An 18990-nucleotide genomic window follows, 5' to 3' on the forward strand; every position below is an offset into this window, starting at 1 on the left:
GCCCAGGGTTCAGGGATTCAGGGGGCCTTGTGGATCGGGTCCACCCAGGCGACCGATTCCGGCTTCTCCGCCGGCTCGATATCCAGGTTCACCACCACCGCTTCATTGTCCGAGCGCACCAGCACGCACTCCAGCGTCTCATCCGTGCTGGCGTTGATTTCCTGGTGCGGGACGTAGGGCGGCACGAAGATGAAATCGCCGGGGCCGGCCTCAGCCACATATTCCAGCTTCTCCCCCCAGCGCATCCGGGCGCGACCCTTGAGGATGTAGATCACCGATTCCAGCGCGCCGTGGTGATGCGCGCCGGTCTTGGCATTGGCGTGGATATGCACCGTGCCGGCCCAGATCTTCTGCGCGCCGACGCGGGCGAAGTTGATCGCGGCGGCGCGGTTCATGCCGGGGGTCTGGGCGGTGTTGGTGTCCAGGCTGTCGCCCGGAATCACCCGCACGCCGGTATGCTTCCAGCCATCATCCGGCGGCGTTTCGTGCCCGTGGTCGTTTCCATGGTCGTGTCCGTCATGCGGCATCTGCGTTCTCCTCAATCAGCCCGTGCGCCGGAGGCGCGGACCAGCGGCAGCCACAGGTCGATCTCGGACTTCAGAAAATCCTCGAAGCGCTGCGGGGTCCAGCCGCGCATGGCGGGCGTGCCCATCTGGTCGAAGCGCTGGCCGATGGCAGGGTCGGACAGCGCCTGTTCGATCGCCGCGGCCATACGCGCCACGATCGGGGCGGGCGTGCCGGCGGGGGCGTAGATGCCATACCAGGAATAGGCCTTGTAATCGCCCAAGCCCACCTCCCGCGCCGTTGGCACATCGGGCACCTGCGGGCTGCGCTCATCGGTCGCGACGAAGATCAGCCGCGCCGAATCGGCCTGGTGGAAGGGCGCGAGGATGGAGGGGATGTCGCTGGTGAAGGCGATCTCGCCCTGCTGCAGCGCCAGGTAGGTCTGCCCCGGATTGCGATAGGGAATATGCTCCGCCGTCGCCCCGATGCGCGACAGGAAGGCGGAGGAGGCGATGTGGCCGGAGGTGCCGGCGCCGGCGCTGCCATAGGAATACTTGCCCGGATTGGCCCGCAGCAGCGCGATGAACTCCTGCGCCGTGCGCACGCCGAGCTTTGACGAGATCGCCATCCCGATCGGGATGAAGACCGTCGGCGCAATGGAGACGAAGTCCTTCAACGGGTCATAGGGCAGCCGGCTGTACAGCCCGATGGCAAGCGCCATGTTGGAGACGGTGGCCAGCAGGAAGGTCTCGCCATTCGGCTGCGCCTTGGCCACCAGATCGGCGCCCAGTGTGCCGCCGGCCCCGGGCCGGTTCTCGATCACCACCGTCTGGCCGAGAATCTCGGACAACTTCGGCGCCAGGACCCGGGTGGTGATGTCCGTTCCGCCGCCGGTGCCGAAGGGCACGACGATTCGGATGGGCCGGGTCGGCCAAGCCTGGCCGCTGCCTTGGGCCAGGGCGGGCAGCGATGTGGCGGCAAGCGGCAGCGCCAGGGTGGCGCGGCGGGTGATCGGTCGCATGGTGGGGGTCTCCGGTCTTCCCCCCGATCAAAGCGCGACTGGCCGCGGCTTGCACCCCCCCAACGCCAGAACGCGCCGCGATCGGCCTTAATAGGCCGGCGGGGGCGGCACCGGCAGGCCGGGGGTGTGCGGCCGGATCGTCAGCGCATCCTGCTCCGGCACGGCGATGCGGCCCGCGACTCGCGACCAGCCAGCGCCATCCAGACTCTTGCCTTCCTGGTACAGCCAGCCGGTGATCTGGCCCTGGGTGGTGAATCGCCGCGCCAGGCGATCCAGATCCGGGCCTGGGCCGAGTGCGGCAAGCTCCGCCATGCTCAGCCCCGGCAGCAGGTCGCCCCGGATGGTCACCACACGGAACAGCTGCATGCTGGGGAGGGCAGGGTGGGCGTGGGCAGGCAGGGCGGCGCCGGGCCGCCGGCGCTGAAACAGGCCGGGGAACAGCGCGGCGGCAACACGCTGCGTGGACATGGGCCGGGCCTCCTGCGTTAGACGCAAACCTGAACCGCGGATGTTGCGCGAACATGTCGCGCCCTGTTTCGCGCGCTTCGCCCGGTTTTGCCTGTGGATCAGGAGGATATCGGGGACGACCGGCGTTTCCGGTGCCCCGGCGCCGACGGCCCTGCATGGCATGGGGCGCGCGCCGGCCCATGCCGCGCTACAATGTGAACGAAACGGGAACTTGAGTCCGTACCCGCAAGGCCCGCGAAATGCAACCGTTGAAGTGCTTCGCACCCGTAGTAGCGACGGGGGTGTGGCAACACTACATCTTGTTGGTGTAGGACTGCGCGGGCATCCTGCGGGTGTCGGGGGAGTCGCTCCACGCGACGGAAGCCAGATTGGGGGTTGGTCGGTGTTTGATGCAGTTCAGCTTGAAGGCCACGGCCAAGTTCAGATCGATCGGTCCCGCGACGCGCTGCTGACCGATTTCGGCAAGGCGACGCTGGATGACCGCTACCTGCTGCCCGGCGAATCCTACCAGGACCTGTTTGCCCGCGTCGCCTCCGCCTATGGCGACGATGCGGCGCATGCCCAGCGGATCTACGACTACATCTCCCGGCTCTGGTTCATGCCGGCCACCCCGGTGCTGTCTAATGGCGGCACGACGCGCGGGCTGCCGATCTCCTGCTTCCTGAACGAAGCCTCCGACAGCCTCGATGGCATCGTCGGGCTGTGGAACGAGAATGTCTGGCTGGCGGCGAAGGGCGGGGGAATCGGGTCCTACTGGGGCAATCTGCGCGGGATCGGCGAGAAGGTCGGCCGCAACGGCAAGACCTCCGGCGTCATCCCCTTCATCCGGGTGATGGACAGCCTGACGCTGGCGATCAGCCAGGGTTCGCTGCGCCGCGGCTCGGCGGCCTGCTACCTGCCGGTGAACCATCCGGAGATCGAGGAGTTCCTCGAAATGCGCCGCCCGACCGGTGGCGACCCGAATCGCAAGGCGCTGAACCTGCATCACGGCGTGCTGCTGTCCGATGCCTTTATGCGCGCGGTGGAAGCGGATGAGGAATGGGCGCTGGTCTCGCCCAAGGACGGCGCGCTGATGCGGAAGGTCTCCGCGCGCTCCATCTGGATTCGAATCCTGACGGCGCGGATCGAGACCGGCGAGCCCTACATCATCTACTCCGACCACGTGAACCGCGCGCGGCCGGAACACCACAAGCTCTCGGGCCTTGAGGTGAAGACCTCGAACCTGTGCAGCGAGATTACCCTACCGACCGGCATCGACCAGCATGGCCAGGAACGCACCGCGGTGTGCTGCCTGTCCTCGCTGAACTGCGAGACCTGGTTCGAGTGGAAGGATCATCCGCGGTTCATCCCGGATGTGATGCGGTTCCTGGACAACGTGCTGCAGTCCTTTATCGACTCGGCACCGGATTCCATGGCGCGGGCGCGCTATTCTGCGATGCGGGAGCGGTCGGTGGGCCTCGGCGTGATGGGCTTCCACAGCTTCCTGCAGGCGCTGAACGTGCCCTTCGAAAGCGCCATCGCGAAGGTCTGGAACAAGCGGATGTTCAAGCACATCCGCGAACAGGCCGACCTGTCCAGCCGCATGCTGGCGGAAGAACGCGGACCCTGCCCGGATGCCGCAGAATACGGCTTCATGGAGCGCTTCTCGAACAAGATGGCGATCGCGCCGACGGCGAGCATCTCCATCATCTGCGGTGGCGCCTCGCCGGGCATCGAGCCGATTGCGGCCAATGTGTACAACCACAAGACGCTGTCCGGATCCTACATCGTCCGCAATATCCACCTGAAGAAGGTGCTGGCGAAGCATGGCCGGGACGATGACGACACCTGGACCAGCATCACCGTCACCAAGGGCAGCGTGCAGCACCTGGATTTCCTGACGGACCAGGAACGCGCCACCTTCAAGACGGCCTTTGAGCTGGACCAGCGCTGGGTGATCGAACACGCGGCGGATCGCACGCCGTTCATCTGCCAGTCGCAGTCGGTAAACGTTTTCTTGCCGGCGGACGTCCACAAGCGGGATCTTCACCAGATTCACATGACCGCGTGGAAAAAGGGCCTGAAGTCGCTTTATTACTGCCGCAGCCTGTCCATCCAGCGCGCCGATACCATCTCTGCCAAGGTGGTAGGCCAGTCCGACGTGATGACGCTGCACAAGGACGAGGAAGTCCGGAAGCTGGTGGCCGCCGCACCGCCATCCGAGAACGAAAATGACTACGAGGAATGCCTCGCGTGTCAGTGAGAAACCCGCAACACCCCGATCCCGCGCGCGTCGCTGCGCTCAAGGCGGCGCTGGAGCGTGATCTGGACCGCATGCTGGAATGGCGTGGCCCGGTGACGGAAGTCCGTCGCCTGGTGGCGGAGCTTGACCATCTCGATGCCCAGTTCCAGCGGGCCACCGCGCGCGCCGCCGGACCGGCGCGCGACCACATGGCCAATTGAACAATTTTACGGCGAGACACTTCATGCCCGATGACGCGATCCCCCGCGCAGAACTTCCCACCCGCTTCGACCTGCTGACGGCGAACCCGGTCTACAAGCCGTTTCGCTACCCCTGGGCCTATGAGGCCTGGCTGCAGCAGCAGCGCATCCATTGGCTGCCGGAGGAAGTGCCGCTCGCCGATGATGTGAAGGACTGGCAGAAGAACCTGACGCCGGGTGAGAAGAACCTGCTGACGCAGATCTTCCGCTTTTTCACCCAGGCGGATGTCGAAGTGAACAACTGCTACATGAAGCAGTATTCACAGGTCTTCAAGCCGACCGAAGTGCTGATGATGATGTCGGCGTTCTCGAACACCGAGACAATCCACATCGCCGCCTACAGCCATCTTCTCGATACCATCGGCATGCCGGAAACCGAGTACACGGCCTTCCTCAAATACAAGGAGATGAAGGACAAGTACGACTACATGCACAACTTCTCGGTCGACAACAAGACCGAGATCGCGAAGACGCTCGCCGCCTTCGGCGCCTTCACGGAGGGCCTGCAGCTATTCGCCTCCTTCGCCATCCTCATGAACTTCCCGCGCTTCAACAAGATGAAGGGCATGGGGCAGATCGTGTCCTGGTCGGTGCGCGATGAGACGCTGCACTGCCTGTCCGTGATCCGCCTGTTCCGCACCTTCGTGCAGGAAAATCCGGAGATCTGGACGGAGGAACTGAAGCGCGACCTGTACACGATCTGCTCCACCATCGTGGAGCATGAGGACGCCTTCATCGACCTCGCCTTCGAACTGGGCGGCGTGGAAGGCCTCGATGCGGCGCAGACCAAGCAGTACATCCGCTACATCGCGGATCGCCGACTGCAGCAGCTTGGCCTCGAATGCCTCTACAACATCGAGAAGAACCCGCTGCCCTGGCTCGATGAAATGCTGAACGCAATCGAGCACACCAACTTCTTCGAGAACCGGGCCACCGAATATTCCCGCGCCAGCACCGCCGGGTCCTGGGAAGAGGCCTTTGGCGACCAGACCTTTACTTCGGCGCAGCCGGAAGGGGAGATCGCCCTCCCGGCACGGTGATGCGCCGCGGCGTGGCTTCCGTTATGGACGCCGCGCCGCGCCCCGCCTATCTCACCCTCCATGTTGATAGCAATTCGCGTTTTCGCCCTGATGCTGATCCTGCTGCTCGGTGGGATTTGGACAGCCGCTTGGCTCGGCCGCGCGCCGGGTGAGGGGGTGGCGGATGCCTTCCTGCGCCGGATCGGCAGCTTCGTGGGCGCCGACATGCCGGCACCCTCCGCCGGTGGGGTGCAACTGCCGCAGGGCCTGGCGCTGGGCGGGCCGTTCAGCCTGGTGGACCAGACCGGCCGCGCGGTGACGGAGGCGGATTTTGCCGGCCGCAACCTGCTGGTCTATTTCGGCTTCACCTACTGCCCGGATGTCTGCCCGACCGAACTCGGCACCATCGCCGCCGCGATCGATGAGCTGGGCGAGCAGGGGGAGCAGGTGACCCCGATGCTCATCACCATCGACCCGGAACGTGATACGCCGGAGGCACTGGCCGACTATGTCTCCCGCTTCCATCCGCGTATGGTCGGGCTGACCGGTACTCCGGCGCAGATTGCCGCCGCCGCCCGTGCCTACCGCGTCTTCTATGCGAAGGTGGAGCGGCCGGAGATGTCGGCCTACCTGATGGACCACTCCTCCTTCATCTATTTGGTCGGGCCGGACGGCAAGGTGAGAACGCTGTTCCGCCCGGAATCGACACCAGAGGCGATTGCCCAGTCCGTACGGGCTTATTTGCGCGGCATCTGAACGTCTTCTTGGAGCCTTCCCAAAGCGGAGGGTTCCGGGCCACCTTAACACTGGCTATTGTCCTGTCGATGGCACCGGAATCCGGTGCCGAACTTTGGAGCCGCATTCTGCATGTCCGACGAGGAACGGGATCTATCGGGCCGCGATGCAGGTCGTGCACCGTCCAACCCGCCACGCCACACCAGGCGGCTTTCCGACAAGATCCTGATCGCCTTCCATCACGCCTGTGACCAGGGTGATTTCGAGGTGGCGGAGGAATTGCTGCGGATCCTGGAAATGATGCTGACCCGCCGCCCGGTCGCACCCGACGTCAACCGCCGCAAGAACATGGAAAGCCTGGTGGCGGCGCATGAGCGGCTGTGGCTGCTGCGCCACCCCGACTCGAACGAAAGCTAGAGCGCCAGGGCCTCGCCACCCCGCAGCACGGGCTCTGCCGCCGCACCCGGCCCGTGCAGCACCAGTCCCGGCAGGATTCGCGCCGGGCCGCGGCCGCCGCGCCGGCCAGAGATCAGCACCCGCTTCGCCGCCTCGCCCTGCCGCGGCCAGAGCGGCAGCAGCGCCAGGCTGCCACAGCCCGCACCCTGCAGGGCTACCAGCCCCTCCGCGAAGCGCGCGGCCGGCAGCACCAGGGTAAGGCTGCCGAGATGGGCCAGGCCATGGGCCAGGAATCCTGTCCAGTCAGGCAGTGCCACAGCCTCCGCATGGGTCGCCCCGGCGCGCAGCGACTCCGGCGGCCGCGTGCCGCTGGGCCAGTAGGGCGGGTTGGCGAAGGCGTGGTGCAGGCGGGGCAGAATGCGGCGCAGCGCCGGGTCCGCCACATCGCCCTCCGTCACCGTCACCTGCGCCGCCCATCCGTTGCGCGCCGCATTCTCCCGCGCCAGCGCCGCCAGCCCCGCATCGCGCTCCACCGCCAGGACCATCACGCCCGGCACGCGGGCCAGCAGGCAGAGGAAGACGGCGCCGCTGCCGCAACCGGCCTCCAGCACGGTCTGACCGGGCCGAGCCGGGATGGTGGCTGCCAGCAGCACCGCGTCATGCCCGGCACGCAGCCCCTGGCGTGGCTGGTGCAGCCGCACCTTGCCATCCAGCAGCCGATCCTCGGTGAGGTCAGCGCAGCCCATCCGTCTCCCCGGCCTCGGCCAGCACACGCCGAGCCTGGGCTTCCTGCTCCGAAGGCACCGCCAGGCGGCGCGGGAAGATGCCGATACCGCCCTCGATTGCGCTGATATGGCCATCCATCACCAGCGGCGCGCAGCCGGCATCGCGCAGCAGGGCCATCAGGAAGGACAGGCGGATCGGGTCCGTGGTGGCCAGCAGCACCCGCATCACGCGACCCCCTGAAGACGAAGAACCGGCCCCGGCCTTGCCGGATCGCGCATAGACCGCACCTGCACCAACAGGCGTCGGCCGCCAGCTTGCCCCGAGGGGGGGCGGTGGCTAAGTTGCCCGCCACTTGAACGAGGTCAATACCGCGTGGATCTGCCCGTCGCGCCCAGCGCCGAACAAGCTCCGGAGACCATCCGCGGTGAGGACGCCCTCGCCACGTTGACGGCCCTGGTGCAGCGCGACCTGGAAGCCTGCAACCGGCTGATCGTGGAACGGATGCAGAGCCCCGTGGCGCTGATCCCTCAGCTCGCCGCTCACATCGTGGCCGCCGGCGGCAAGCGGCTGCGCCCGTTGCTGACCCTGGCCGCCGCGAAGCTGGCCGGCTATCGCGTGGGCGAGCGCCATGTGGCGCTCGCCGCCTGTGTCGAGTTCATCCACACGGCGACGCTGCTGCACGACGATGTGGTGGATGAAAGCGCGCTGCGCCGCGGCCAGGCCAGCGCCAACGCGCTGTTCGGCAACAAGCCCAGCGTGCTGGTCGGCGACTTCCTGTTCGCCCGCGCCTTCCAGGTGATGGTCGAGGACGGCTCGCTGGAAGTGCTGCGAATCCTGGCCGAAGCCTCGGCCACCATCGCGGAAGGCGAGGTGCTGCAACTCATCACCCAGAACGATACGGCGACGACGGAGGCGCAGTATCTCGCCGTCATCGAGGGTAAGACCGCCGCACTGTTCGCCGCCGCAACCGAAGTCGGCGCCATCGTCGCGGAATGCGGTGCGGCGCGGCAGGCGGCGCTGCGCGCCTATGGCCACAATCTCGGCGTCGCCTTCCAGCTGATCGACGACGCGCTGGACTACAGCGCGGCGCAGGAAGCGCTGGGCAAGACGGTCGGCGACGATTTCCGCGAGGGCAAGATCACCCTGCCGGTGCTGCTCGCCTTCCAGCGTGGCGACATGGCTGAGCGCGACTTCTGGCGCCGGACGCTGGAGGAACGCGACCAGGCGGAGGACGACCTGCCGCACGCCATCGCCCTGATGCAGAAGCACGCCGCCTTCTCCGATACCGTCGGTCGTGCGCGGCACTACGGGCAGGCGGCACTGGATGCGCTGGAGCTGTTCCCGGATGGCGTCGAGCGCCGCGCCTTGGCCGGCATCGTCGAGTTCTGCATCAGCCGGGCACGCTGAAATCCCTCTCCCCCGGATCGGGGGAGAGGTTCGGAACCTCAGACCAGCGTCAGGCTTTCGCGGCGCAGCTGCACCGTCACCGCATCCAGCGCGCGCGCGGTGCGGTCCACCATCGCATCGACTTCCTCCGTCTTCATGATCAGCGGCGGGGAGAAGGCGATGGTGTCGTTCGCCAGGCCGCGCAGGATCACGCCCTCGGCCTCACCGGCCTTGGCGATACGCGGGCCGACCTTGGCGGAGGGCTCGAAGTTCTTGTGGTTGGCCTTGTCCGCCACCAGCTCGATCGCCGCCACCATGCCGATGCCGCGCACTTCGCCGACCAGCGGATGGCCCTCGAACCGCTCGCGCAGCAGCTTCTGCATGTAGCCGCCGACGGTCCTCACATGGTCCACGATGTTCAGCTCGTCGTAGATCTTCAGCGTCTCCAGCGCGACGGCGGCGGCGACGGGGTGCCCGGAATAGGTGAAGCCATGGCCCCAGGTGCCGATGGTGGCGGAGCCATCCGCCAGGCCCTGGAAGATCTTGTCGTTGATGATGATGGCGGAGATCGGCAGGAAGGATGCCGACAGCGCCTTGGCGCAGGTGATGATGTCCGGCGTGATGTTATAGGTCTGGCAGCCCCAGTAGTTGCCCGTGCGCCCAAAGCCGCAGATCACCTCATCGGCCACGAACAGCACATCGTACTTGCGCAGGACGGCCTGGATCTTCTCGAAATAGGTGGCGGGCGGCAGCATCACGCCGCCGGCGCCCATCACCGGCTCGGCGAAGAAGGCGGCGACCGTCTCCGGCCCCTCGCGCAGGATGGTTTCCTCCAGCTCGGTGGCCAGACGGGTGGCGAAATCCTCCTCCGACTCGCCGGGCTTCGCGCCGTGGTAGTGGTGCGGCGTCGAGACATGAATGATGCCGGCGATCGGCAGGTCGAACATCTTGTGGTTGGCCGGCAGGCCGGTCAGCGACCCGCTGGCGATAGTGATGCCGTGATAGGCCTTGAGGCGCGAGATGATCTTCTTCTTCTCGGGCCGTCCGATGGCGTTGTTGTAGTACCAGACCATCTTGATGGCGGTGTCGTTGGCCTCGGAGCCGCTGTTCGCATAGAACACCTTGCCCATGGGGCAGGGTGCACGCTCGATCAGCATCTCGGACAGGTCGATCAGCGGCTCATGCGATTTGGCGCCGAAGGCGTGGTAGAAGGGCAGCTTCAGCATCTGCTGATGCGCCACATCGGCCAGGCGCTTGCTGTCGAAGCCCAGCGCCGCGCACCACAGGCCGGCCACGCCCTCGATGTATTCCTTGCCCTGGTCGTCCCACACCCGCACGCCCTCGCCCCGCGTGATCACCAGCGGGCCGTTCACGGCATGGGCGCGGTGGTCCGTGTAGGGGTGGAGCACATTCGCGATGTCGCGGGCGGCGTTCGAATTGCGGGCCGCATTGGCGGGGGGCGTCATGGCGCTCGATATTCCTTGAGCAGGAGGTGGTCGTCGGCGGGAAGCCTAGACCCTTTTCAGCCGAGTGGAAGCGGCAGGATGGACCTCGCGGCATTGCCGGTTGCCGCACGCGGCCGCGGGCGGCAGATTGCCGTGATTGGAGACCCCGACACATGACCGAGATCAAGCCGCATTCGTCCCATTGGGGCGCCTTCCAGGCGGTGGTGGAGGGCGGCCGGCTGGTCGAGGCGCGGCCCTTCGCGCGGGACCCGTTCCCGGGCTCGCTGCTCGCCTCGATGCCGGATGCGGTGCATGGCGCCGCGCGGATCGACCGGCCCTATATCCGCGCCGGCTGGCTGCGCGGCGAACGGCGCGGCGCCTCCCGCGGCGGCGACACTTTCATCCCCGTAAGTTGGGACGAGGCAATCCGCCGCGTTGCGGAGGAAACCGCGCGGGTTCGTGAGGAACATGGCGCGCCGTCCATCCTCGGCGGGTCCTATGGCTGGTCCTCCGCCGGGCGCTACCACCATGCGCGGACGCAGCTGCACCGCTTTCTCGGCCTGGGCGGCGGCTTCACCAGCCAGGTGACCAATTATTCCTACGGCGCCGGCATGACGCTGATGCCGCATATCCTGGGCACCAACGAGGTGATCCAGGGCCGCATCACCGATTGGCGCAGCATCGCCGGCCACACGAAGCTGATGCTGTGCCTCGGCGGGTTGCCGCGGAAGAACGGGCTGGTGACGGCGGGCGGCGGCGGCGCGCATGAATACCTGCCGCTGATGCGCCAGGCGGCGGAAGCCGGCGTGCGCTTCGTCAACATCTCGCCGTTCCGCGGCGATACTGAGGATTTCCTCAACGCCGAATGGGTGCCGATCCGTCCCAACACGGATGCGGCGCTGATCTTCGGCATGGCGCATGTGCTGCTGGAAGGCGGGCTGCAGGACAGCGCCTTCCTGGACCGCTGCACGGTGGGCTTCGAGCGGTTCCGGGATTACGTGCAGGGCGCCACGGATGGCACGCCGAAAACCCCCGAATGGGCCGCCGCCATCACCGAGGTGCCCGTCGAGACCATCCGCCGCCTGGCGCTGGAGGCGGCCGGCGCGCCCACCATGTGCACCGCAACCTGGTCCATCCAGCGCGCCGAGCATGGTGAGCAGCCCTGGTGGGCGCTGATCGCCTTCGCGGCGATGCTGGGCGGCATCGGCAAGCCGGGGCAGGGGATCGCCTTCGGCTATGGCAGCATCAACGGCATGGGCACGCCGCGCATCGACCTGCCCAGCGTCTCCGGCCCCTCCGTCCGCAACCCCTGCGGCGCCTATATCCCGGTCTCGCGGGTGACGGAGCTGCTGGAGCGGCCGGGTGAGATCCTGCAATACAATGGCCGCGACCTGCTGCTGCCGGATATCCGGATGATCTGGTGGGCCGGCGGCAACCCCTTCCATCACCACCAGGACCTGGGCCGGCTGCTGCGCGGCTGGAACCGGGCGGATACGGTGGTGGTTCAGGAACCGTGGTGGACCTCCGTCGCGCGCCACGCCGATATCGTGCTGCCGGCGACGACGACGCTGGAGCGCAACGATATCGGCAGCTCCTCCCGCGATCGCTTCGTCACCGCCATGCACCAGGCAATCGCGCCGGTGGGCCTGGCGCGCAACGATGTGGACATCCTGGCCGACCTCGCGGACGCCGCAGGCTTTCGCGCCGCCTTCACCGAACAGCGGGACGAAAGCGCCTGGCTGCAGCACATGTATGGCCGCTGGCGCCAGGCCTGCGCCAAGCAGGGCATCGAGGTGCCGGATTTCGACACCTTCTGGGCCGCCGGCCATGTCGAGATTCCGCCCCCCGAGCAGGACTACGTCCAGTTCGCTGATTTCGCCGCGGACCCGGAGGCGAATCCGCTGGATACGCCCACCGGCAAGGTCGAGATCTTCTCCGAAACCATCGCCAGCTTCGGCTATGCGGAAACGCCGGGCCACCCGGTCTGGCATGAGCCGACCGAGTATCTCGGCAGCAAGATGGCCGAGAAATTCCCGCTGCACATGCTGTCTTTCCAGCCCTCCACCCGCCTGCATGGTCAGCTCGACAGCGGGCGCGTGGCGGCCGCCGACAAGATCCAGGGGCGGGAGAAGCTGCGCATGAACCCGGCCGATGCCGCGGCGCGTGGCCTGGCGGATGGCCAGGTGATCCGCGTGTTCAACGACCGCGGCGCGGTGGCAGCGGGACTTCTGGTGACGCCGGATATCCGCCCCGGCGTGGTGGCGATGGCCACCGGCGCCTGGTGGAACCCCGAGCGCCCCGGCGCCACGGACAGCGCCTGCGTTCATGGCAATGCGAATGTCCTGACGCAGGATATCGGCACCTCGCGGCTCGGCCAGGGCTCTGCCGCACAATCCTGCCTGGTGGAGATCGAGGCCTGGCGGGGCGAGCTGCCGCCCGTCACGGTGCACGCCCCGCCGCCAGGTGCCTGCGCCGTCCCGTAGCGGGGCGGCGCAGGCCGGCTTCATCAGGTCCCGATGATGCCGCCGTCGTCCTTGGTGATCACCAGCGTCACCGAGAGCGGCACGCCGCTGGCATTCGGGAAGCTGCTGTTCGGCTTGCCCGCCGCCCAATCCGCCGGGGTGGTGGTGGCGCCCGGGTGCTGGACATTGACGAACATGGTCCGCTGGTCCGGCGTGGTGATCACGCCGGTGATCTCCTGCCCGTGCGGGCCGGTCAGGAAGCGCCGCGTCTCGCCGGTGACCGGGTTGGCGCAGAGCATCTGGTTGTTGCCGAAGGGCGCCAGGTCGCCACGCAGCTGCGCGCTCTCGCCGATATCCGTCTGGATCCACAGCCGGCTGTCGGCGTCGAACCACAGGCCATCCGGGCAGGCGAACATGTTGTCCGCATTCACCGTGGCATTGCCGGCGATGCGGCTGTCGCCCTCGGGGCCTGCGATCAGGAACAGGTCCCAGGCGAAGCGCGTCGCGGCGTGGTCGTCATTCGCCTCGCGCCAGCGGATGATCTGGCCGAACTGGTTGCGCGCGCGCGGGTTCGCGGCATCCACCTGCTCGGCGGTGCGGCGCGTGTTGTTGGTCAGGGTGAAATAGACGCGGCCATCACGAGGGTCTACCGCGCCCCATTCCGGGCGGTCCATCTTGGTGGCACCCACCGCATCGGCGGCGAGGCGGGTGTTCACCAGAACCTCGCCCTGGTCGGCAAAGCCATTGGCGGCGGTCAGCGGCCCCTGGCCCTGGACCAGCGGCAGCCATTCGCCGCTGCCATCGGCATTGAACTTGGCGACATAGAGAGTGCCCTCATCCAGCAGGCTGCCATTCGCCGTGGCGCGGTTGAACGGGCGGGCGGAGACGAATTTGTAGATGTATTCATTGACCGCGTCGTCGCCCGCATAGCCGACAACCGGGCGGCCTTCCCGCGCCGGGCCGAACACCACGCCCTCATGTGCGAAGCGGCCGAAGGTGGTGCGCTTCACCGGCGCGCTGTCCGGGTTGAAGGGGTCGATCTCGACCACCCAGCCGAAGGCATTGACCTCGTTGCGGTAATCCTGCGTGGCGTCAGCCCCGGTGGAGGAGACGTTGAAGCGCGCGAATTCATCGCCGCCGCCGCGCACCTGGTCCCAGTTGTAGCGGGCCTGGCCGGTCGGCACACCGTAGCGGGCATGTTCGCGCGGCAGGTTGGGCTTCTGGTCCTGCTGGTCTTCGTTGCGGAAGTAGCCGGCCCAATTCTCCTCCGCCGCGAGGTAGGTGTTCCAGGGCGTCACGCCATGCGCGCAGTTGTTCAGCGTGCCGCGCACGCGGGTGCCGTCCGGGCTGTACTTCGTGCGGAGCAGCGCATGGCCGCGGACCGGGCCGGCGATTTCCATCGGCGTCGCGCCGGTGATGCGGCGGTTGCGCGGGTCGGCCTTCACCGCCCACTTGCCGTCCGCGCCCTTTGCGATGCGCACGACGGAGACGCCATGGGCGTTGATCTCCTTCATCGCCTCATCCGCATCGCGCGCGCGATCGACCAGCGGCATGCGGCCGCTGTTGATGGACATCCCGGCGGCGCGGGCATGCATGAAGCGCGGCTCGACATATTCGTGGTTCAGCACCAGGAAGCCATCGGTGCTGCTGCCCTGGTCCGGCTCGCGGCCCTCGATCGGGAAGAAATGCATGCCGTCATGATGCGCGCCGACGGCGGCACCCTGCTCGGCGGCCGTCATCTCGCCCAGGGTCTTGCCGGCCGGCTGGCCGCTGAGCGGCGTGCCCTGCGGGATGATGGTCTGGACCGAATAGCCTTCCGGCACCACGACGGTGTTATTCGGGCTGACCGGCACCGGCTTGAAGCCGATCACCGGACCCTGCGCGGCGGCGGCCGCGCCCTGGGCCAGCGCCGGGCGGGCGGCGCCGGCGCCGATGAAGCCGGTGAGCGCGGCGCCAAGGCTGCCCATCAGCAGGCCGCGGCGGCCAAGGCGGGCCTGGGCGACATCATTGAAATGCGTGTTGGCGGAGGTGTTGGAAGGCACCTCATCGCCCGCCTCGAGGTCGTAGGGGAGGTGGCGGAGATCGTCCGGCATGATGGCGCATCCTGGCGGTTGCTAGATGCGCCCTTCCTAATCGACCTCCGCAACAGTCATCCTTCAGTTGCGTGACGGAACCATGACGGTCACGCCGTCCTACTGAACCGTGATGCCCTTGGCCCGCACCACCTCGCTCCACCGCGTCAGGTCGCTTTGCATCACCGCGGCCAGCGCCGCGCCGTCGCCGCCCACGGGCGTCGCGCCCTGCTGCACGAAGCGGGCGCGCACTTCCGGATTGGCCAGCACCTTGTCCACCTCGCCGCGGATCTGCGCGACCAGCGCCGGGTCCATCCCGCGCGGGCCGAGCAGCCCGTACCAGAAGGAATAGGTGAAATCGAAGCCGAGTTCCTTCGCCGTCGGCACATCCGGCAGCGCCGGAATCCGCCCACCCGTGGTGCCGATCGCGATCGCGCGCGCCCTGCCATCCCGCACGGCGCCGAGCACGGTGGGCGGCGCCGCGATCAGCAGGCCGACGCGCCCGGCCATCAGATCCAGAAAGGCCGGGCCCATGCCGCGATAGGGCACATGGGTCAGGCGGATGCCGGAAATATCCTGCAGGTATTCGGTGTAGAGATGCGGGGAGGAGCCGGAGCCCATCGAGCCGTAGAAATTCGCATCCGCCGCCTGGCCCCGCGCGGCCTCGACATAGTCGCGCAGGCTGCGGACGGGGGAATTGCCGGGCACGACGAAGACGGTCGGGTAGTCCACCATCAGCGAGATCGGCGTGAAATCGGTCTGCACATCGAAGCCGAGGTTCGGATACAGCGGCGGTGCGGTGGCCAGCGAATTGTCGGTCAGCAGCAGCGTCGTGCCGTCATTGGCCGAGCGCACCACATTGGTCCAGCCGATGATGCCGCCGCCGCCGGAGCGGTTGTCCACCGTGAAATTGCCACCGGTCTGCTCACCCAGGCGCTGTGCCAGAAGCCGGGCGACGAAATCGCTGGTGCCGCCGGGCGGGTAGGTCACCAGGATGCGGACCTGGCGGTTGCCCGGCCAGGCGGCGGGCTGTGCGAGGGCAGGGGCCACGGCCAGCAGCGCGGCGGCGGCACCCAGCAGGATACGGCGAAGCATGGGGGTTCTCTCCTTGGCAGGTTGGGCCGTTTGCGGCCCAGGTTTTGGTCTTGGTTTCGGCGCCGGGCGTCGGATGGTGCAGAGCCAGCACATCAGGGGCGCAGCCTTTCGGTCGCCAGACGCGCGCCATCCGCCATGCTCCGCAGCTTCGCCCACACCACATCGGACGAGACGCGGCCCCGGCCGGCGGCGGTGTCGAAGCCACAATCGGTGCCGGCCAGCAGGCGGCGCGCATCGCCCAGGCTGTCCGCGATCCGCTCCAGCCGTTCCGCCACCACTTCCGGGTGCTCGACGAAATTGGTCAGCGTGTCGATGACGCCGGCGACGAGGATCTGGTCCTCGGCCAGCGGGTGCTTGCGGAACAGCCGGTGTTCATGCGCGTGGCGCGGATTGGCGAAGGGCAGCACGAAGCCGCCCACCTTGGCGTGCAGGATGGTGGGCAGGATATCGGCCAGCGGCACATCGGCATCGTGCGGGCCTTCGTAATTGCCCCAGCAGACATGCAGCCGGATGCGGTCCTTCGGCAGACCTTCGATGGCGCGGTTGATGGCGGTGATCACACGCTCACAGAAGCCGATGAAATCGGACAGCGGGCGGTCCTGGTAGGAGGCGTGGCGTTCCAGCGCCAGGTCCGGACAATCAAGCTGCAGGATGAAGCCGGCATCGAGGATCGCCTGGTATTCGCGGCGCAGCGCCGTGGCCAGCGCCGCGAGATAGGCTTCCTCGGTGTCGTAATGCTTGTTCTGCACCACGGCCGCGACGATGCCGGGCGATGGCGCGGCGAGAAAAGCTTCCCGGTACTGCCCCTTGGCGGGCGCCAGGGCGCGCGCGAATTCGGCGCATTCGGCGCCCATCGCGGCGTCGCCGATATAGCTGACGTCACCCACAGCGGCGGGCAGGTTCGACGTCATGCTCGCCGTCTCCTTGCCCGCATTGGCGGCCTGGAGGTCGGCCTTGAATTCCGGATAGGCGTCGATGTCCTGCCAGCCGCCGCGCAGGCTTTCGCCGCCCAGGCCGGTCAGCCGGTCGCGCAGATACAGCACGAAGGATTCGCGGCCCTGTTCGCCATTATTGGGAATGTCGATGCCGGCGGCGATCTGCTTCGGCACGATGGCAGATACCGCCGCCTGCGCCGCGGCTTCCAGCTCCGCCGCATCGACGGCCTCGCCCCGGGCGCGGCGGGCATGCAGGCGGGTCAGGGCGCGCGGGCGCGGCAGGCTGCCGGTATGGGTTGTCAGGATGCGGTCGGCACCGATGGCCATGATTTTTCCCCCGATTTGGGAAAGACTACCGCCGCAGCCCGTCCGCCACCAGGGTGCAGCCCGCGACCGCCACCAGGATGGCAAGCCCCGGCCAGACCGCGACCCAGGGCGCGCTGAACACCAGATCCTGCGCATTCGCCAGCATGTTGCCCCAGCTCGCCGCGGGGGGCGCGATGCCGAGGCCGAGGAAACTCAGCGTGCTTTCGGCCAGGATGGCGCCCGCCACGGTCAGCGCCGCGGCAATGGCGATCGGCCCGGCGATGTTCGGCAGCACATGCCGCAGCAGCACCCGCCCTTCCGAGGCCCCGAGTCCGCGCGCCGCCCGCACATAATCCCGCGCCAGCACGGACAGCGCCGCCGCGCGGGCCAGCCGCGCCACGCCAACCCAGCCGAAGACGGACAGGATCACGACGATGCGGATGATGTCGGACGCGGCCTCCCCCCGCGGCAGCCCGATCCGCCCGGTATCGGCCGCCGCCAGCACCACCAGCACGGGCAAGGCCGGCAGCGCCAGCATGCCATCCGCCAGCCGCATCAGCAGCGCATCCACCACACCGCCGCGCCAGGCCGCCAGCAGCCCGATTCCGGTGCCGATCACCGTCGCCGCCACCGCCGTCGCCACCCCCACGGCCAGCGAAACCCGCGCGCCCTCCAGCAGCCGCAGCAGCACGTCCCGCCCGAGATCATCGGTGCCGAGCGGGTTGGTGGTGGAGGAGGGGGCGAAGCGGTTGAACAGGTCCGGCGCAAAGGGATCGAGGCCGAGCCACGCCGCGATCCACGGCGCTGCAAGACCGCTAGTCGCCAACAGGCCGAGCAGGAGAAGGCCGAAGCGGAGCCTCATGCTTGCTTCCCCCTCTCCCCCTCGGAGGGGGGGAGGGTTGGGGTGGGGGGGCAGAGCCGAATCGACGCACCTGCACCGACCCCCCACCCCGACCCTTCACCCTGATAGGGGGGAGGGAGAAGCACGGCGCCCGCCCTCATGCCAGCCGCGGGTCCAGCGCCCTCTGCCCGAGATCGGCCGCCAGCGTCGCCAGCATCGTCACCAGCGCCACCAGCAGCAGTGCCACCAGCGCCAGATTCGTGTCGTTGCCCATCACCGCATCATAGATCAGCTTGCCCATGCCAGGCCGGGCGAACAGGGTCTCCGTGATCAGCGCGCCGCCTACCAGGCTGCCGGCATCCAGCGCCGCCACCTGCAACACCGGCACCGCGGCGTTGGGCGCGGCGTGGCGCAGCAGCAGGCGCATCTCCCCCACGCCACGGGCGCGGGCCGCGGTGATCCAGGGCGCGCGCAGCACCTGCGTCAATTCCGCCGCGCTGTGGCGGGCATAGGCGGCGAGGTTGGCCATCGCCAGCGTCGCCACCGGCAGCACCAGGAAGCGCACCGCCTCCCACCCCCCTTCCTCCGCGGACCCGCCGGCCGGCAGCCAGCCGAGGGTCACGGCGAAGACGATGATCAGCAGGATGCCGAGCCAGAAACTCGGCGCGGATTGCCCGAGGATGGCGATGGTATCCGCAACCGGCGCGAAGCGCGGCCGCATCGCCGCCAGCGCGCCGAGCAAAAGGCCAATCAGCGCCGAGACCGCCACCGCCGCGCCCAGCAGCACCAAAGTGGAGACCAGCGCCGGCCCGATGATCTGTGCCACCGGCTGCGCGAAAAGCCGCGAATAGCCGAACTCCCCGCGCAGCAGCGCCGCGGCCCAGGCGAAATACCGGGTGAGCAAGGGCTGATCCAGGCCATGCAACGCGCGCAGCCGCGCCGCATCCTCGGCCGTCAGCCGCGGGTCGCCGGCCAAGGCCAGGTCGATCGGGTCGCCCGGCATCAGGCCGATCAGCAGGAACATCGCCAGCGACAGCAGCGCCAGCGTCACCGCGATCTGCACCAGCCTTCCCGCCAGCAGGCGGATCATGCCGCGCG

General features: G+C 68.0%; 18 protein-coding genes. 7 read left to right on the plus strand and 11 right to left on the minus strand.

Annotated features, from left to right (window positions below; translation table 11 throughout):
* Positions 1 to 17: 17 nt before the first annotated feature.
* The 3 genes from ACFHNC_RS04540 to ACFHNC_RS04550 all read right to left on the minus strand — a co-directional run bounded on the left by ACFHNC_RS04540 (position 18) and on the right by ACFHNC_RS04550 (position 1993).
* Positions 18 to 527 carry a cupin domain-containing protein gene (locus ACFHNC_RS04540; protein ID WP_437168029.1) on the minus strand — a complete coding sequence of 170 codons (510 nt, stop codon included), beginning with the start codon at positions 525 to 527 and terminating at the stop codon, positions 18 to 20.
* Positions 528 to 538: 11 nt separating this feature from the next.
* The gene (locus tag ACFHNC_RS04545) at positions 539 to 1525 is read right to left on the minus strand and encodes a Bug family tripartite tricarboxylate transporter substrate binding protein (protein WP_437168030.1); all 987 of its coding nucleotides are present in this window, start codon (positions 1523 to 1525) and stop codon (positions 539 to 541) included.
* 87 nt (positions 1526 to 1612) lie between these two features.
* Positions 1613 to 1993, minus strand: a complete 381-nt coding sequence (locus ACFHNC_RS04550; RefSeq protein WP_437168031.1) for a hypothetical protein — start codon at positions 1991 to 1993, stop codon at positions 1613 to 1615.
* Positions 1994 to 2375: 382 nt separating this feature from the next.
* On the opposite strand from ACFHNC_RS04550, the gene ACFHNC_RS04555 reads away from it, so the two are divergent.
* The 5 genes from ACFHNC_RS04555 to ACFHNC_RS04575 all read left to right on the plus strand — a co-directional run bounded on the left by ACFHNC_RS04555 (position 2376) and on the right by ACFHNC_RS04575 (position 6645).
* Positions 2376 to 4235 (plus strand): ribonucleoside-diphosphate reductase subunit alpha, encoded by a 1860-nt coding sequence (locus ACFHNC_RS04555; RefSeq protein WP_437168032.1) that lies wholly within the window; start codon positions 2376 to 2378, stop codon positions 4233 to 4235.
* Positions 4226 to 4435: a hypothetical protein gene (locus ACFHNC_RS04560; RefSeq protein ID WP_437168033.1), complete on the plus strand. Its 210-nt coding sequence runs from the start codon at positions 4226 to 4228 to the stop codon at positions 4433 to 4435. The genes ACFHNC_RS04555 and ACFHNC_RS04560 overlap by 10 nt, the downstream gene beginning before the upstream one ends.
* A gap of 23 nt (positions 4436 to 4458) precedes the next feature.
* On the plus strand, positions 4459 to 5514 hold the full coding sequence (locus ACFHNC_RS04565) for a ribonucleotide-diphosphate reductase subunit beta (protein ID WP_437168034.1): 1056 nt from the start codon (positions 4459 to 4461) through the stop codon (positions 5512 to 5514).
* 60 nt (positions 5515 to 5574) lie between these two features.
* A complete protein-coding gene (locus ACFHNC_RS04570) occupies positions 5575 to 6249 on the plus strand; it encodes an SCO family protein (RefSeq protein ID WP_437168035.1) in 675 nt (224 codons plus the stop codon).
* A gap of 111 nt (positions 6250 to 6360) precedes the next feature.
* Positions 6361 to 6645, plus strand: coding sequence for a hypothetical protein (locus ACFHNC_RS04575; protein ID WP_437168036.1), 285 nt, complete (start codon positions 6361 to 6363; stop codon positions 6643 to 6645).
* Here ACFHNC_RS04575 and ACFHNC_RS04580 read toward each other — a convergent pair.
* Together ACFHNC_RS04580 and ACFHNC_RS04585 are read right to left on the minus strand one after the other, a co-directional pair.
* Positions 6642 to 7370: a tRNA1(Val) (adenine(37)-N6)-methyltransferase gene (locus ACFHNC_RS04580; RefSeq protein ID WP_437168037.1), complete on the minus strand. Its 729-nt coding sequence runs from the start codon at positions 7368 to 7370 to the stop codon at positions 6642 to 6644. The two genes, ACFHNC_RS04575 and ACFHNC_RS04580, sit on opposite strands and share 4 nt — an antisense overlap.
* On the minus strand, positions 7357 to 7575 hold the full coding sequence (locus ACFHNC_RS04585; protein ID WP_437168038.1) for a putative signal transducing protein: 219 nt from the start codon (positions 7573 to 7575) through the stop codon (positions 7357 to 7359). Before ACFHNC_RS04585 ends, ACFHNC_RS04580 begins: the two co-directional genes overlap by 14 nt.
* A 147-nt stretch (positions 7576 to 7722) precedes the next feature.
* Between ACFHNC_RS04585 and ACFHNC_RS04590 the strand changes: the two genes are divergently transcribed.
* A complete protein-coding gene (locus ACFHNC_RS04590) occupies positions 7723 to 8757 on the plus strand; it encodes a polyprenyl synthetase family protein (protein ID WP_437168039.1) in 1035 nt (344 codons plus the stop codon).
* Positions 8758 to 8795: 38 nt separating this feature from the next.
* Here ACFHNC_RS04590 and ACFHNC_RS04595 read toward each other — a convergent pair whose 3' ends face one another.
* Entirely contained in the window at positions 8796 to 10202 is a 1407-nt protein-coding gene (locus tag ACFHNC_RS04595; protein WP_437168040.1) for an aspartate aminotransferase family protein, read from the minus strand.
* A gap of 152 nt (positions 10203 to 10354) precedes the next feature.
* Here ACFHNC_RS04595 and ACFHNC_RS04600 point away from each other — a divergent pair, with 152 nt between their 5' ends.
* Entirely contained in the window at positions 10355 to 12664 is a 2310-nt protein-coding gene (locus tag ACFHNC_RS04600) for a molybdopterin-dependent oxidoreductase (protein ID WP_437168041.1), read from the plus strand.
* Between the two features lie 23 nt (positions 12665 to 12687).
* Here the strand turns inward: ACFHNC_RS04600 and ACFHNC_RS04605 are convergent, their stop codons facing one another.
* The 5 genes from ACFHNC_RS04605 to ACFHNC_RS04625 all read right to left on the minus strand — a co-directional run bounded on the left by ACFHNC_RS04605 (position 12688) and on the right by ACFHNC_RS04625 (position 18982).
* A complete protein-coding gene (locus ACFHNC_RS04605; protein ID WP_437168042.1) occupies positions 12688 to 14736 on the minus strand; it encodes a PhoX family protein in 2049 nt (682 codons plus the stop codon).
* A 99-nt stretch (positions 14737 to 14835) separates the two neighbouring features.
* Positions 14836 to 15810: a Bug family tripartite tricarboxylate transporter substrate binding protein gene (locus ACFHNC_RS04610; RefSeq protein ID WP_437168043.1), complete on the minus strand. Its 975-nt coding sequence runs from the start codon at positions 15808 to 15810 to the stop codon at positions 14836 to 14838.
* A 92-nt stretch (positions 15811 to 15902) separates the two neighbouring features.
* Positions 15903 to 17072: a hypothetical protein gene (locus tag ACFHNC_RS04615; RefSeq protein WP_437168044.1), complete on the minus strand. Its 1170-nt coding sequence runs from the start codon at positions 17070 to 17072 to the stop codon at positions 15903 to 15905.
* 25 nt (positions 17073 to 17097) lie between these two features.
* Positions 17098 to 17913, minus strand: a complete 816-nt coding sequence (locus tag ACFHNC_RS04620) for an ABC transporter permease (RefSeq protein WP_437168045.1) — start codon at positions 17911 to 17913, stop codon at positions 17098 to 17100.
* A gap of 136 nt (positions 17914 to 18049) precedes the next feature.
* Positions 18050 to 18982, minus strand: a complete 933-nt coding sequence (locus ACFHNC_RS04625; protein WP_437168046.1) for an ABC transporter permease — start codon at positions 18980 to 18982, stop codon at positions 18050 to 18052.
* Between the last annotated feature and the right edge of the window lie 8 nt (positions 18983 to 18990).

Source organism: Falsiroseomonas sp. E2-1-a4, assembly GCF_051433165.1.
In the GTDB taxonomy this organism is placed as follows: Bacteria; Pseudomonadota; Alphaproteobacteria; order Acetobacterales; family Acetobacteraceae; genus Falsiroseomonas.

Coding starts and splice junctions, on each gene's coding strand:
- ACFHNC_RS04550 (WP_437168031.1), bottom strand. CDS start 1,993: ATGTCCACGCAGCGTGTTGCCGCCGCGCTGTTCCCCGGCCTGTTTCAG.
- ACFHNC_RS04600 (WP_437168041.1), top strand. CDS start 10,355: ATGACCGAGATCAAGCCGCATTCGTCCCATTGGGGCGCCTTCCAGGCG.
- ACFHNC_RS04615 (WP_437168044.1), bottom strand. CDS start 17,072: ATGGCCATCGGTGCCGACCGCATCCTGACAACCCATACCGGCAGCCTG.
- ACFHNC_RS04575 (WP_437168036.1), top strand. CDS start 6,361: ATGTCCGACGAGGAACGGGATCTATCGGGCCGCGATGCAGGTCGTGCA.
- ACFHNC_RS04540 (WP_437168029.1), bottom strand. CDS start 527: ATGCCGCATGACGGACACGACCATGGAAACGACCACGGGCACGAAACG.
- ACFHNC_RS04570 (WP_437168035.1), top strand. CDS start 5,575: ATGTTGATAGCAATTCGCGTTTTCGCCCTGATGCTGATCCTGCTGCTC.
- ACFHNC_RS04585 (WP_437168038.1), bottom strand. CDS start 7,575: ATGCGGGTGCTGCTGGCCACCACGGACCCGATCCGCCTGTCCTTCCTG.
- ACFHNC_RS04625 (WP_437168046.1), bottom strand. CDS start 18,982: ATGATCCGCCTGCTGGCGGGAAGGCTGGTGCAGATCGCGGTGACGCTG.
- ACFHNC_RS04610 (WP_437168043.1), bottom strand. CDS start 15,810: ATGCTTCGCCGTATCCTGCTGGGTGCCGCCGCCGCGCTGCTGGCCGTG.
- ACFHNC_RS04580 (WP_437168037.1), bottom strand. CDS start 7,370: ATGGGCTGCGCTGACCTCACCGAGGATCGGCTGCTGGATGGCAAGGTG.
- ACFHNC_RS04545 (WP_437168030.1), bottom strand. CDS start 1,525: ATGCGACCGATCACCCGCCGCGCCACCCTGGCGCTGCCGCTTGCCGCC.
- ACFHNC_RS04620 (WP_437168045.1), bottom strand. CDS start 17,913: ATGAGGCTCCGCTTCGGCCTTCTCCTGCTCGGCCTGTTGGCGACTAGC.
- ACFHNC_RS04605 (WP_437168042.1), bottom strand. CDS start 14,736: ATGCCGGACGATCTCCGCCACCTCCCCTACGACCTCGAGGCGGGCGAT.
- ACFHNC_RS04565 (WP_437168034.1), top strand. CDS start 4,459: ATGCCCGATGACGCGATCCCCCGCGCAGAACTTCCCACCCGCTTCGAC.
- ACFHNC_RS04595 (WP_437168040.1), bottom strand. CDS start 10,202: ATGACGCCCCCCGCCAATGCGGCCCGCAATTCGAACGCCGCCCGCGAC.